Raw genomic sequence first — 13426 nt, forward strand, 5'->3', positions numbered from 1 at the left:
TAGCGCTCCAGGGCGTCGACGTCGGCGAACTCGCTGACCAGGGCGACGTCCCAGTTGGACTGCGGGTTGGCGACGTTGCGACCGACCTCGATGTGCTGGATCTCGTCGATGACATCCTTCAGCGCCGTCAGTCGCTCGGCGATCTGCTCGGCGTGGAGGGCACGGGTGTCGGCGTCGTCCGCGGCGAGCTTCCAGAGGACGATGTGGCGGATGCTCACGAGGAGGCTCCTTCTTTGTCTGCCGCGAGGAGCGCGGCACGCAGGCGGTCGGCGGACACGCGCCAGTGCGCGTGCAACTCGCCGTCGATGAGCACGACCGGGATCTTCTCCCACCACTGCGCGTACAGCTCGGCATCCTCGGCGATCGAGGCCTGCTCGATGTCGACGCGGTCGGCGACGCGAACCGGAAGGTCGGCGACGACCGTCTCGACGATCTGCTCCGCCACGTCGCACAGATGGCATCCTGGCTTGCCGATCAGCGTGAGGGTGGTCACGCTGTCCATCCTAGGAGCAGCGGCGGGGTCAGGACTCGACGTCGTATCCCGCGGCGATCCAGTCACCGGTCCCGCCCTCGACGTTGGTGGCGTCGTGTCCGCGGGCGGTGAGCGCCTCGACGACGCGCGCCGATCGCCCGCCGAGCTGGCAGATGACGTCGAAGGGCTCACCCGGGAGTTCGTCCAGGTGCTCACCCAGGGTCGACATGGGCAGGTTGATCGCACCGGGCACGTGCCCCGCGGCGAACTCGTGCTCCTCGCGCACGTCGATGAGGGGACGCTCGCGTCCCGCGTGCAGGTCGTGGACCGAGATGGACTGCATGCTTACCTCCGGAAGAGCGGATGGGCGGCGCGCTCGCGGGTCACGGGCGCATACACGAAGCGCCCGTCGCTTCGGACAGGCGCTCGGTGTGGTGGCCGCTTACTTCTTGTTGCGGCGCTGGTGACGAGTCTTGCGAAGCAGCTTGCGGTGCTTCTTCTTCGCCATGCGCTTACGGCGCTTCTTGATGACAGAACCCACGGAAAACCTCACTAAGTCGGGGTCTGGGTGCCGATGTCGGCCCCCGGGAACAGCAGGCGTTGGAAAAAAGCCTCGGATCAGTCTAGCCGACGTCGGACACCGGTCGCTGCACAGCTTCGACCACCGCCGATTCCGGCACACGGTAGCTGCGTCCGAAACGCACCGCGGGCAGCTCGCCGGAGTGCACGAGACGATAGACCGTCATCTTCGAGACGCGCATGAGCTCGGCGACCTCGGCGACCGTCAAGAACCGCACGTCCGGCAGCTCGGCCATCGTCTCACCCCTCGTTCCGGGTGAACTCACCCTCTGATGCTGACCACACTCTAGGGTCTGCGCGAGACGGCTGTAAACCTGTGGGTCCTCTGTGACGGATGTGCATGACGGATGCCGGGGCGACGGCATCCTTCGCCCTCATCGACCGGGGAACTTGCGCAGCGCGGTCGAGAACGAGTGCTTGACCGAGGCCGCGGCGCGGCCGACCACCTCGGCGGCGTGGACGGCCGACTCGGGCAGCGCGGGCTCGGTGTCCTCGTCGATCGAGAAGAACGGCACGAGCCAGTCGTCGACCTCGTCCAGGGGGGCGACGGCCAGGCTGTAATAGCGGTGCTGCCCCTCTTCGCGCACCGAGACCAGTTCGGCCTCGCGCAGCACCTTGAGGTGCTTCGACACCGTCGGTTGACTGACGCCGAGAGCCGCGACGATCTGCGAGACGCTGGTGCCCCGCTCACCCCCGGTGGCCCGGTCGAGCAGCAGCTGAAGGATGTCGCGACGCGTTCCGTCAGCGATCACGTCGAAGATGTCCGCCATGGCATCAGATTAGCGGCGCCCCGGCCCGAGTACCATGATCCGGGTCCGCGCATCGAAGGGAGCGGCGCATGGCGGCGACGCCGAACGAGGCTCGACGGCGCGTGCGGGTGCGTCGCATCGCCTACGAGGCATGGGATCGGCTGCGTAATCTCACCACGGCATCCCCCGCCCGTTTCGCGGTCCTCGTCTTCGCGACCCTCATCGCTCTGTTCACCGCGCTGTTCTCCCTGCCGGCGGCCTCTGCCACCGGGGAGCGGATCGCCTTCGCCGACGCGCTGTTCACCGCGGTGTCGACGATCTGCGTCACCGGGCTCGCGACGCTGAACATGTACTCCGACTTCTCGCCGTTCGGGCGCGTGATCACCTACGTCGGCGTGAACGTCGGCGCCCTCGGGGTGCTGACCCTCGCGTCGATCCTCGGCCTTGTCATCTCCAAGCGCCTGGGGCTGCGCGCCAAGCTCATCGCCGCGGGCGACAGCAACCCGCTGCGCGCGCACGGCGGTCCGATCAACGAGGGGCAGACCGTCCGCCTCGGCGAAGTGGGCTCGCTGCTTCGCACCGTGGCCCTGTCGACGCTCGTGATCGAGGCCGGCCTGACGGTGCTCATCTACCCCTCGCTGGTGATCGGCGGCATCCATCCGCTCGTCGCCCTGTGGGAGGCCCCGTACTACGCCGCGATGGCCTTCACCAACACCGGATTCGTGCCGAACGCGGACGGCCTGACCCCCTTCGCGCAGGACTACTTCCTGCTGACGGTGCTGATGGCGGGCGTATTCCTGGGCTCGATCGGCTTCCCCGTCATCTTCACGCTGTGGCGCCACTACTGGCGGTTCAGTCAGTGGTCGCTGCACGCCAAGCTGACCATCATCACCACCGTCGTCCTCTTCATCGTCGGCGCGGGCGTCATTCTGCTCCTGGAATACGACAACCCGCTGACCTTCGGCAGCATGGACGCGTGGGACACGACGTTCCAGGCGTTCTTCCTCTCCGCCATGACGCGCTCGGGCGGCTTCAGCGTCATCAACATCGGCGACCTGAACGGTGCGACGCTCATCGTCGGGTCGATGCTCATGTTCGTGGGCGGGGGGTCGGCATCCACCGCGGGCGGCATCAAGGTCACGACCCTCGCCGTCCTCGCCCTCGCGGTGTTCTCGGAGGCGAAGGGGCGCCCCTCGGTCCAGGCGTTCGGGCGCCGCATCCCCAGCGACGTCCAGCGCGTCGCGCTCTCGGTCGTGGCGTGGGGCGCGACGATCGTCGCCCTGTCGACCGTGACGATCAGCCGCATCACCGACGCGCCCATCGAGTACGTGCTCTTCGACGTCGTCTCGGGCTTCGCGACCGTGGGCCTGTCGACGGGCCTGACCGCGGAGCTGCCCGACCCGGCGGTCTACGTCATGGCGGCCACGATGTTCATGGGTCGCATTGGTACAGTGACACTCGCCGCGGCCGTGGCTGCCTCGTCCCGGTCGCAGCTGTACGCGCTCCCCGTGGAAAGGCCCATCGTTGGTTGAACGCATCCGCAGTGACGCGCCCGTCCTGGTGATCGGACTCGGTCGCTTCGGCGCCGCGTGCGCCGGGGAGCTCGACCGCCTCGACCGCGAGGTGCTCGCCGTCGATGGCAACCTCGAGCTGGTGCAGAAGTGGTCCGAGCGCGTCACGCACGCCGTTCAGGCCGATGCCCGCAACATCGACGCGCTCCGCCAGATCGGCGCTCAGGATTTCCAGGTCGCGGTCGTCGCGGTGGGCTCGCTCATCGAGGCCTCGGTGCTCATCACCGCGAACCTCGTCGACCTGAAGGTCCCGCAGATCTGGGCGAAGGCCGTCTCGCAGTCGCACGGCAAGATCCTGGCCCGCGTCGGCGCCAACCACGTCATCTACCCCGAGGCCGAGGCCGGCGAGCGCGTCGCGCACCTGGTGAGCGGACGGATGTTGGACTTCATCCGCTTCGACGACGACTTCGTGCTGGCTAAGATGTATCCGCCCAAGCTCGTCCGCGGCGTGGGCCTGAACGAATCGGGCGTGCGCTCGAAGTACAACGTGACCGTCGTCGGCGTGAAGAGCCCGGGCCGGCCCTTCCGCTACGCCGAGGCGAACACGGTGGTCACCAACCACGACCTCATCATCGTGTCGGGAACCAACAGCGACATCGAGCGCTTCGCCGCCCTCGACCGCTGACGCGCCCACCGACCACGACGGCGCGGCCTCAGACGTCGATGTCGAGCGTCACGACGACGACGTCGTCGACCGCGAGGCCCTCGGCATCCTGCAGGGATTTCTTCACCGGCACGACGTAGCCGCCGTCCTTCGGCCAGAGCGAGGTGGTCGCCGTCGTCGACCCGATCGTCACGGATGCCGGGATCATCCCCCAGCCGTAGGTCACCACGGGGGCGATCTCGGCGATCAGCGCCGCCTCCGCGGGAGGTACCGCGACGAAGTGGTACGGCGCGGGTCCGCGCCAGTACCAGATCGACCCCGAGAAGCGCAGACGCATCTCAGTTACCGGCGGCCAGCTCTTTCGCGCGGGCCAGGGCGGCCTCGGCCGCGGCGGTGAACACGTCGTCGAGGTGCGCGGACTGCAGCACCGCCACGGCGCGCTCCGTGGTGCCCTTCGGGCTGGTGACACGACGGCGCAACTCGGTGGGATCGACGTCGGCGGAGTCGAGCAGCATGGTGGCGCCGATAAAGGTCTGCTGCGCCAGCAGGCGCGCCTGGTCGTCGTCGAAGCCCATCCGCACGGCGGCACGCGTGAACTCCTCGACGAGCAGGAAGACGTACGCCGGGCCGGAACCCGAGATCGTCGACAGCGCGTCGATCTGGGTCTCGGGCACCTCGAGGACGGCCCCGACCGTCTCGAACAGCGCCCGGACCACCGCGACGTCGTCGACCGAGGCCGCGGGACCGGCGGCCAGGCCCGTGACGCCCTTGCCCACGAGCGAGGGCGTGTTCGGCATCGACCGCAGCGTCGCGACGTCGTCGCCGAGGTGGCGCGCGAAGGTGTCGAGGGTCACGCCGGCGACCAGGCTGACCACGATCGCCCCCGGACGCAGGTGCGGCGCAATCTCGGCGAGCAGGTCGGGCACCATCGCGGGCTTGACCCCGATGAGCACGATGTCGGACGCGGCGACGGCGTCGGCGTTGCCCGCCGGATGCGCCTCGAGCGCCACGCTCGTCACGCCGTCGAGCTCGGCGAGCTCCGCAGCCTTCGCGATCGAGCGGTTGGTCGCGATGACCCCGCCGTCGGTCAGGCCCGCGGCGACGAGACCGCGCAGGATGGCCCCTCCCATCGAGCCCGCTCCGAGGATCGCGATCGGGGGCAGGGAGGTCGTGGCATCCGTCATGCCCTCCAGTGTACGAAGCAGGATCGGACCGCGCGGGGCAAGCCCGCATGCGGCGCACAGGGGTGCGCGTTAGAGTCGGAAACCGGTGTACCGGGGCACCGGCGAGCGACACGGAGGACCCCCATGACTCTCTTCGACGGCATCAGCGCGCGCCTGGTCGAGACCGACCGGCTGGGTGTGAACGTGCTCGAGCGAGCGGGGGACGACCCCGCCACGACCCCCGACCACACCGTGGTCTTCGTGCACGGCAACGTCTCGTCCTCGTTGTTCTGGCAGGAGATCATGCAGGACCTGCCGAGCGACCTGCGCGTGCTCGCCGTCGACCTGCGCGGCTTCGGCCGCACCGAGCACACCCCCATCGACGCCACGCGCGGCGTGCGCGACTTCAGCGACGACCTGTACGCCACGCTGCAGGCGCTCGAGATCCCCGAGGCCCACCTCGTCGGGTGGTCGATGGGCGGCGGCGTCGTGATGCAGTACGCGCTCGACCACCCCGTGCGCTCGCTGACGCTGCAGGCCCCCGTCTCGCCGTACGGCTTCGGCGGCACCCGCCGCGACGGATCGCGACTGAACGACGACGACGCCGGCACGGGCGCCGGCGCGGCCAACGCCGACTTCGTGCAGCGCCTGATCGACCACGACACCTCCGCCGATGCCCCGACCTCGCCCCGGTCGGTGTTCCGCTCGGGCTACGTGGCCGCGGGCTACGAGAGCGCGCACGAGGACGTGTGGGTCGAGTCGATGCTCACCACCTCGACCGCCGGCGGCAACTACCCGGGAGATGCCGTCGCGACCGACACGTGGCCCGGCTTCGCCCCCGGGACGACCGGGGTCCTGAACACCCTGGCTCCGAAGTACTTCGACGTGTCCGGCATCGTCGACCTCGAGTCCAAGCCCCCGATCCTGTGGATCCACGGCACCGCCGACGCGATCGTCTCGGACGCATCGTTCTACGACCTCAACCACCTCGGCTCGCTCGGCGTCGTGCCCGGCTGGCCCGGCGCCGAGGTCGCCCCCGCGCAGCCGATGGTCTCGCAGACCCGCGACGTGCTCGCCGCCTACGCCGACAAGGGCGGAGAGGTCACCGAGGTCGCCGTCGAGGGCGCCGGCCACTCCGTCCACCTCGAGCGTCCCGCGCAGTTCCGTCGCGCGCTGCTCACCCACATCGGCTACGTCGGCCGCCCCGCCGATCCCGCGCCGCCCACCGAGGCGATCATCCTGCGCTCCGCCGACTGACGCCCGGCATCCCTTCCCCGCCCCCGGAGGTCCCCGTGGAGTACTGCCTTTTCACCGAGCCCCAGCAGGGCTTCACCTACGACGACCAGTTGGCGTTCGCCCGGTCGGCGGAACGACACGGCCTGGACGGGTTCTTCCGCTCCGACCACTACCTACGCATGGGCGAGGGCGACCCGCGGCCCGGTCCCACCGACGCCTGGACCACCCTCGCCGGCCTCGCGCGCGAGACCTCGCGCATCCGGCTGGGCACCCTCGTGTCGTCGGTCACCTACCGCGTGCCCTCGATCCTGGCGATCCAGGTCGCCCAGGTCGACGCGATGTCGGGCGGGCGCGTCGAGCTCGGACTCGGCACGGGGTGGTTCGAACGCGAGCACGCCGCCTACGGCATCCCGTTCCCCGCGAAGCGGTTCGACCTGCTCGAGGAGCAGCTCCAGATCGTGACGGGCCTGTGGCAGACCCCGGATGCCGAGACCTTCCGCTTCGAGGGCGCGCACTACCGCCTCGACGATGCCCCGGCGCTGCCCCGGCCCGTGCAGTCGCGCGTGCCCGTGATCGTGGGCGGCGGCGGCCCGAAGCGCACCCCGGCCCTCGCCGCGCGCCACGCCACCGAGTTCAACATCGGCTTCGTCGCCGAAGACGTGGTCGCCGAGAAGTTCGCGGTCGTGCGCGCCGCGTGCGAGGCCGAGGGGCGCGACCCCGCGACGCTGAAACTGTCGGTGGCGCTGCCGACCATCGTGGGGCGCGACGACGCCGAGATCGACCGCCGCGCCGCGGCGATCGGGCGCACGCGCGCCGAATTCGACGACGGGGCGAACATCATCGGCACGCCCGCCCAGGTCGCCGAGAAGGTCGAACGCCTGCGCGCGCTGGGCGCCGAGCGCGTGTACTTCCAGCTGATGGACCTCCGCGACGTCGAGCACGCCGATCTCGTCGGCGCCGAGGTCCTGCCGCTGCTGCCGCGCTGAGGGGCGGCGTTCCCGGGGACGGCGTGGTCGACGAACGCCGGCCGGCGTCGGCTCGGCGGGTGGGTGGCGCGCGGCGCGGCGGCAGACCGACCCGCGTCAGCGCCGCGGATCGAAGAACGCCCGCAGCTGCGCGGCGGCGCGCTCCTCGTCGACGCCGCCGACGACCTCGACGCGGTGGGGCAGGCGCCGATCGCGCAGGACGTCGTACATCGACCCGGCGGCTCCGGCCTTGGCATCCCAGGATCCGAACACGACCCGCGGCACGCGCGCCTGCAGGATCGCCCCCGCGCACATGACGCACGGTTCGAGCGTGACGACGAGCGTGCAGTCCGCGAGATGCCACGAGCCGATCCGGGCGGCCGCCGCGCGCAACGCGACGACCTCGGCGTGCGCGGTGGGATCGTGCGTGACCTCGCGCAGGTTGCGTCCCTCGCCGAGCACCCGCCCCTCGGCGTCGATCACGACGGCCCCGACCGGGACGTCGCCGTCGGCCGCCGCGGCCTCGGCGAGCCCCAGCGCGCGACGCATCGCCGCGAGATCGCGGTCGGTCGGGGTCATCGGACTCCTGAGAACGAGGCGGTGGCGCACAGGGGAAGCGGTTAGCCTTGAGCCTATGCGTGTCCACGTCGCCGATCACCCGCTCATCACCCACAAGCTCACGGTGCTGCGTGACGTGCAGACGTCATCGCCGGTCTTCCGCCAGCTCACCGAAGAACTGGTGACGCTGCTGGCCTACGAGGCCACGCGCAACGTCCGCGTCGACCCCATCGAGATCCAGACCCCCGTGACCACCACGATGGGCGTCAAGATCAGCGAGCCCCGCCCGATCGTCGTCCCGATCCTGCGCGCCGGTCTGGGCATGCTCGAGGGCATGGTGAAGCTCCTGCCCACCGCCGAGGTCGGCTTCCTCGGCATGGTGCGCGACGAAGAGACGTTCGAGCCCACCACGTACGCAGAGCGCCTGCCCGACGACCTCAGCGACCGCCAGTGCTTCGTCCTCGACCCGATGCTCGCCACGGGCGGCTCGCTCGGCGCGGCCATCAACTTCCTCTTCGCGCGCGGGGCGCAGGATGTCACCGCGATCTGCCTGCTGGGCGCCCCCGAGGGTGTCGCGGCCATCGAGAAGCAGGTCGAGGGCCATGACGTGACCCTCGTGCTCGGCGCCGTCGACGAGCGTCTGAACGAGAAGGGGTACATCGTTCCCGGCCTCGGCGACGCGGGCGACCGCCTCTACGGCACCGCCTGAGGCGCAGCGCCGGGTCAGTCCTTCGGCACCGTCCGACGCGCCGCGGCGCGTCCGCCGCGCGTGGCGGGGCGGGCATCCGCTCCGCCGCCCGGGAGGACTCAGCCGTCGTGTCGCACCAGGCGCGCGAACCCGCTCAAGCGGGCGACGCCCTCGGGTGTGCGCGGCAGATCGTCGAGCAGCGCCGGCGAGTAGACCACGTAGGCGGCCTGCATCGCCCGCGAGATCGCCACGTTGATGCGGTTGCGCAGCAGGAGGAACTCCAGCCCGCGAGGCGCATCGCGACCGGAGGACGCTGCGAGGGTGAGGATCGCGACCACCGCCTCTTTGCCCTGGAAGCGGTCCACCGTTCCCACCGGCACGTCCGCGAAGCCGGCGGCCGCGAGCGCCTCTTCGACCGCGACCTGTTGAGCGTTGTACGGCGTGATGACGATGATGTCGTCGGCACGCAGGGCCCGCGTCTCGTGCCGGACCGCGGATTCGCCCGTCCCCCCCTCGGCGCCCGTCCACGCGCGTCCGACGAGGTCGGCGACCAATCGCGCGACCTCTCCGGCCTCTTCGACCGAGAAGGTCGCGTTGCCGGTGTGCCGCACCGGTACGACGTGGACGCCCGGATCGATTCCGTCGAGATGGCGCAGCGCGGTAGACGGATGCGCGGCCAAGCGGCCCTCGTACGACAGGCGCGACACGGGGCCCGCGACGGCGGGATGCATGCGCCGCGTGCGGGCGAGGAAGTACCCCAGCTCGGCGGGCACCACTTCGGCTCCGCCGATGATCCATCCGAGCGCCGAGGTGTCGACGGGCTCGGGATGCGTGCCCTGGCTGACCTGGGGCAACTGCTGCGGATCGCCCAGCAGCAGAAGGCGCGGCGCGGCGAGCGAGACCGCGATCGTGGAGGCCAGCGAGAACTGCCCGGCCTCGTCGATCACCAGGAGGTCGAGGCTGCCGCGCGGGATCCGCGTCTCGTGGCTGAAGTCCCACGCCGTGCCCCCGACGACGAAGCCGTGCGCCGCGTTCTCGGCGGTGAAGGCGGCGACGCCGTTCTTGGGCAGGACCGTGAACGCGTGCGGTGCGGCAGCGTCCTTCGGCGCCTTTCCGACCCGGGATGCCGGCACCCCGGCCGCGATGACCTGATCGAGCATGTGCTCGACGGTGGCGTGCGACTGCGCGACGACGCCGATGCGGTAGCCGCGCTCCGCAACCAATCGCGCGATGACGTGGGAGCCGACGTAGGTCTTGCCGGTGCCCGGGGGGCCCTGCACCGCGAGGTAGCTTCGGTCGAGGTCGGCGACGCTGCGGGCGATCGCGGCGACCTCGTCGTCGCCGTCCGACCCGTCGACGGCGGTGACCGGTGCGAGCGCGCCGGAACGGGTGCGCGGGGGCATCCGACGCAGGATGTCGGCGGCGGGGCCGGCGGGCAGGGCCGGCGCCGCGGCCAGCACGGCATCCGCCCAGGCGTCGATGGCCTTCTGCTGATTGCCCGCGCGCGGCGGCGCGGGCGGGGTGAGGGCGAGGGGCAGCTCGTCCCAGGTGACGCCGTCTGCGGCCACCTCTTCGACGATCGCGCCGTCGTCGAGCACCTCGCGCACGGTCACCCGCCGCGCACCGTGGATCCACCGCGGGCGGGTGTCGAGGGGGAAGGGCGCGGGCAGGTCGTAGACGGCGAAGGGTTCGGCATCCACGCTCAGACGGGTTCCGGGAGCGACCTCGCCCCGCAGCTCGACGAGGCGTCGCTCGGAGCCGCGTCCCGATTCGGCGAGGTGCCAGTCGGCCACCACGCGCGAGCGCGCCGCGTCGACCACGACCACGTCGCGGGTCTCTTCCCACACCGACAGCGGCTCGCGCAGGCGCAGGAAGTGAGTCGCCCAGTAGGTCTTCTCTTCGCGCGGGTAGTAGTCGATGGCCGCGGAGGCGAGGCGCAGGGCCGTCGCGTCGGGCTCCGCGGCATCGGCCGCCCAGCGATGGAGGGCGGTGGCGCGGGGGGACGGTTCGTAGGCCTGCTCGTCGGGTTCGGCGCTGCGCGCGGGGACGGCACCGGACTCGCGCGCCCGATCGACGAGCCAGTCGCGCAGGCGGCGGGTCGAGACGCAGTCGTAGCGGTTGTAGTCGGCGAGGTCGGCGAGGACGCGGTGCGCGCCCGTCTCGTCGCCGTCGGCGGCGAGCGCCCGCGCCTCGACGTACTTCACGATCGAGTCGTCGCCGCGCTGCACGTCGCTCGTGCGCACCTCGTCACCCATGTACAACGGCTCGAGCTTCTTGATCGAGTAGGACCGCGAGCCGACCCGCAGTGCACGTCGCACGACGGGGTACAGGTCGACGAAGACGCCGTCGCGCAGAAGCCGATCGACATCGGGCTCGCGCACCCCGTATCGCGCGGCCATGGTGAGCAGGTGCGTCGGCTCGTACGGGGCGTAGTGGTAGATGTGCATCCCGGGGTACTGCCGGCGCCGGAGCGCGACCATGTCGAGGAATCGCTCGAGGGCGACCCGCTCTTCGTCGAAGGTGTGGGCCCACAGGCTGCCGTACACCTCGCGCGTGTCCACCCACCCGAACAGGTAGTCGATGCCCCAGTGCTCGCCCGAGCCCTCGGTGTAGAGCGGATCGCCCTCGAAGTCGAAGAACAGGTCGCCGTGATCGGGGCGAGGGAGCACGCCGAGCGACTTCGGCGCGACGACCTCGAAAGTCGGCACGGCGTGCGCCGGCGCCTCGTCGGACGGCACTCCCGCCGGGCTCTCGAGCTGCAGGCGCGCCTGCGTGCGCAGCGACGCGAACGTGTCGGCGCTCATGGCCGCCGGACCCCGCACGGCCACCGCGAGTGCGTCGATCGTCGAGACGCCCGCGGCCCGCAGGCGTTCGCGCTGGAGGGGCCGCATACCCGCGACCAGCAGCAGGTCGCGATGGGCCACCACCTCGATCTCGCAGGTGGGGCAGCGCCCGCACGCGAGCACGTCGAGCTCGCCCCGCTCGTCGCCCCAGGCGATGATGGGCCCGGCGGCGCCGAGACCGACCCGACGGTGGGCGATCAGGGCGCGCAGGCGCGCCCGGCGCAGCTCGAACACCGGCAGCAGATCGTCGACGCGGTGCGTGCTCGTCGTGCCGTCGCCGAGCAGCAGCTGCACCTCGTCGGCGCGGGGGACGCCGAGGCGATCGAGCTGATCGACGTAAGCCGCCAGCTGCATGAGGGCCGTGACGCGCGCGCGGCGGGCCAGCTTGGTGTCCTGCACGATCCAGGGCCGCACCCCGTCGGACTCCGCGGAGGCCGACCGCACGAGGAAGTCGGCGAAGCCCACGAACTCGTCGGTCGCGAAGGCGGCCTGGTAGACGACCTCGGCCCCGGGGTCGGAGAGCGCCTCGTCGGTGAGACGCACCGCCTCGGCGAGCGCCGCGGCGTCGGACGAGCGGGCGGCGGGGATCTCGCGCACCGCGTCGCCGAAGCGTTCGCGGTACTGCTCGAGGACGCGCACCTCGTGGGCCGTGCCCAGGCGCGCGGCCCGCTCGAGGGTGGCGTCCTCGGGGTCGTCGACCGCGGCGATGCGCCCGACCTTCGCGTCGATCGCCCGCAGCCACGCGAACTCGCACTCGGCCGCCGCCTTGAGGTCGCTCGCACTCCAGACGATCCGCGCGTCTTGCTCGATGTACCGCATGGTGTCCCACGCTAATCGGGGCCACCGACATCGGCGTGCGGCATCCTCCCCGAGGATCGCGCACACGCGGGGATGCCACGGTGTCGGGCGCTGCTGACAGACTGGTCGGGTGATCTCCGACCTGCCGTTCGAAAGCGTCTACCGACACGGGTTCGCGCGGGTGGCCGCGTGCACGATCCCCGTCGCCGTGGCCGACCCCGCCGCCAACGTCGACGCCGTCCTCGAGACGGCTCGAGCGTGCCACGCCGAGGGCGTCGCCGTCGCCGTCTTCCCCGAGCTCTGCCTGACCGGATACGCCATCGACGACCTCGTGATGCAGGACCCCGTGCTCGACGCGGTCGAGAGCGCCCTGCGACGTCTGATCGCGGCATCCGTCGATCTGCTCCCGGTCCTGCTCGTCGGCGCGCCGCTGCGCAACGACAACCGCCTGTTCAACTGCGCCGTGGTGATCCACCGCGGGCGCGTGCTGGGCGTCGCCCCCAAGTCCTACCTGCCCACCTACCGGGAGTTCTACGAGAGCCGCTGGTACGCGCGCGGTGACGACCAGGTCGGTCGGCACATCACCGTCGCGGGCGAGACGGTGCCCTTCGGTCCCGACCTCCTGTTCGACGCGGTCGACGTCCCCGGTCTCACCCTGCACGCCGAGGTGTGCGAGGACGTGTGGGTGCCGATCCCGCCGTCGTCGAGCGCCGCGCTGGCGGGCGCGACGGTGCTGGCCAACCTGTCGGGAAGCCCCATCACCATCGGACGCGCCGACGACCGCGCCCTGCTGTCGCAGTCGCAGTCCCTGCGCTGCCTCGCCGCGTACGTCTACGCCGCCGCCGGTCAGGGCGAGTCGACCAACGACGTGTCGTGGGACGGTCAGACCATGATCCACGAGGGCGGGCAGCTGCTCGCCACGACCGAGCGCTTCCCGGACGGCCCGCGCCGCAGCGTGGCCGATGTCGACCTCGATCGCCTGCGCCAGGACCGCCTGCGCCAGGGAACGTTCGACGACAACCGCCGGACGGTCGGCCCGGTCTTCCGCACGATCTCGTTCGAGCTCGCACCCCCCGCCGGCGACATCGGCCTGCGGCGCGCCCTCGACCGCTTCCCGTTCGTCCCCGACGATCCCGCCCGTCTCGCGCAGGACTGCTACGAGGCGTTCAACATCCAGGTGTCGGGCCTGGTGCAGCGCCT

The 13426-nt window shown here is 71.2% G+C and carries 16 protein-coding genes; 6 read left to right on the top strand and 10 right to left on the bottom strand.

Features of this window, described 5'->3' with window-relative positions:
* The 6 genes from QZ433_RS07825 to QZ433_RS07850 all read right to left on the bottom strand — a co-directional run.
* Nucleotides 1–218, bottom strand: a 218-nt coding sequence (locus QZ433_RS07825) for a Dabb family protein (RefSeq protein ID WP_295781570.1), incomplete at its 3' end; no start/stop codon positions are given.
* Nucleotides 215–493, bottom strand: a complete 279-nt coding sequence (locus tag QZ433_RS07830) for a glutaredoxin family protein (RefSeq protein WP_108318474.1) — start codon at nucleotides 491–493, stop codon at nucleotides 215–217. The genes QZ433_RS07825 and QZ433_RS07830, both read right to left, overlap by 4 nt.
* Before the next feature lie 28 nt (nucleotides 494–521).
* Nucleotides 522–815 carry a rhodanese-like domain-containing protein gene (locus QZ433_RS07835; protein WP_295781576.1) on the bottom strand — a complete coding sequence of 98 codons (294 nt, stop codon included), beginning with the start codon at nucleotides 813–815 and terminating at the stop codon, nucleotides 522–524.
* A gap of 99 nt (nucleotides 816–914) precedes the next feature.
* On the bottom strand, nucleotides 915–1013 hold the full coding sequence (locus QZ433_RS07840) for an AURKAIP1/COX24 domain-containing protein (protein ID WP_003792170.1): 99 nt from the start codon (nucleotides 1011–1013) through the stop codon (nucleotides 915–917).
* Nucleotides 1014–1095: 82 nt separating this feature from the next.
* On the bottom strand, nucleotides 1096–1287 hold the full coding sequence (locus QZ433_RS07845; RefSeq protein ID WP_108318458.1) for a helix-turn-helix domain-containing protein: 192 nt from the start codon (nucleotides 1285–1287) through the stop codon (nucleotides 1096–1098).
* Nucleotides 1288–1425: 138 nt separating this feature from the next.
* On the bottom strand, nucleotides 1426–1821 hold the full coding sequence (locus QZ433_RS07850; RefSeq protein ID WP_116537436.1) for a metalloregulator ArsR/SmtB family transcription factor: 396 nt from the start codon (nucleotides 1819–1821) through the stop codon (nucleotides 1426–1428).
* Between the two features lie 68 nt (nucleotides 1822–1889).
* On the opposite strand from QZ433_RS07850, the gene QZ433_RS07855 reads away from it, so the two are divergent.
* The gene (locus QZ433_RS07855) at nucleotides 1890–3332 is read left to right on the top strand and encodes a potassium transporter TrkG (RefSeq protein WP_295781588.1); all 1443 of its coding nucleotides are present in this window, start codon (nucleotides 1890–1892) and stop codon (nucleotides 3330–3332) included.
* A complete protein-coding gene (locus tag QZ433_RS07860) occupies nucleotides 3325–3996 on the top strand; it encodes a TrkA family potassium uptake protein (protein ID WP_076677413.1) in 672 nt (223 codons plus the stop codon). The genes QZ433_RS07855 and QZ433_RS07860 overlap by 8 nt, the downstream gene beginning before the upstream one ends.
* A gap of 28 nt (nucleotides 3997–4024) precedes the next feature.
* On the opposite strand, the gene QZ433_RS07865 is transcribed toward QZ433_RS07860, so the two are convergent.
* Both QZ433_RS07865 and proC read right to left on the bottom strand, forming a co-directional pair.
* Nucleotides 4025–4312: a DUF1905 domain-containing protein gene (locus QZ433_RS07865; RefSeq protein WP_295781594.1), complete on the bottom strand. Its 288-nt coding sequence runs from the start codon at nucleotides 4310–4312 to the stop codon at nucleotides 4025–4027.
* 1 nt (nucleotide 4313) lies between these two features.
* Complete coding sequence (gene proC / locus QZ433_RS07870; protein ID WP_295781597.1) at nucleotides 4314–5159, bottom strand: pyrroline-5-carboxylate reductase; 846 nt, start codon at nucleotides 5157–5159, stop codon at nucleotides 4314–4316.
* Nucleotides 5160–5282: 123 nt separating this feature from the next.
* Here proC and QZ433_RS07875 point away from each other — a divergent pair, with 123 nt between their 5' ends.
* The gene (locus tag QZ433_RS07875; protein WP_295781599.1) at nucleotides 5283–6395 is read left to right on the top strand and encodes an alpha/beta hydrolase; all 1113 of its coding nucleotides are present in this window, start codon (nucleotides 5283–5285) and stop codon (nucleotides 6393–6395) included.
* Between the two features lie 35 nt (nucleotides 6396–6430).
* Nucleotides 6431–7360, top strand: coding sequence for an LLM class F420-dependent oxidoreductase (locus tag QZ433_RS07880; protein ID WP_295781601.1), 930 nt, complete (start codon nucleotides 6431–6433; stop codon nucleotides 7358–7360).
* 96 nt (nucleotides 7361–7456) lie between these two features.
* On the opposite strand, the gene tadA is transcribed toward QZ433_RS07880, so the two are convergent.
* Nucleotides 7457–7918: a tRNA adenosine(34) deaminase TadA gene (gene tadA, locus QZ433_RS07885; RefSeq protein ID WP_295781604.1), complete on the bottom strand. Its 462-nt coding sequence runs from the start codon at nucleotides 7916–7918 to the stop codon at nucleotides 7457–7459.
* Nucleotides 7919–7973: 55 nt separating this feature from the next.
* Here tadA and upp point away from each other — a divergent pair, with 55 nt between their 5' ends.
* Complete coding sequence (gene upp, locus QZ433_RS07890) at nucleotides 7974–8606, top strand: uracil phosphoribosyltransferase (protein ID WP_056224019.1); 633 nt, start codon at nucleotides 7974–7976, stop codon at nucleotides 8604–8606.
* A 98-nt stretch (nucleotides 8607–8704) separates the two neighbouring features.
* Here upp and QZ433_RS07895 read toward each other — a convergent pair whose 3' ends face one another.
* Nucleotides 8705–12247, bottom strand: a complete 3543-nt coding sequence (locus tag QZ433_RS07895; protein WP_295781610.1) for a bifunctional RecB family nuclease/DEAD/DEAH box helicase — start codon at nucleotides 12245–12247, stop codon at nucleotides 8705–8707.
* Nucleotides 12248–12356: 109 nt separating this feature from the next.
* On the opposite strand from QZ433_RS07895, the gene QZ433_RS07900 reads away from it, so the two are divergent.
* A partial coding sequence (locus tag QZ433_RS07900) for an NAD(+) synthase (RefSeq protein WP_295781615.1) occupies nucleotides 12357–13426 on the top strand: 1070 nt, incomplete at its 3' end.

The organism is uncultured Microbacterium sp. (assembly GCF_913776565.1).
Lineage (GTDB): Bacteria > Actinomycetota > Actinomycetes > Actinomycetales > Microbacteriaceae > Microbacterium.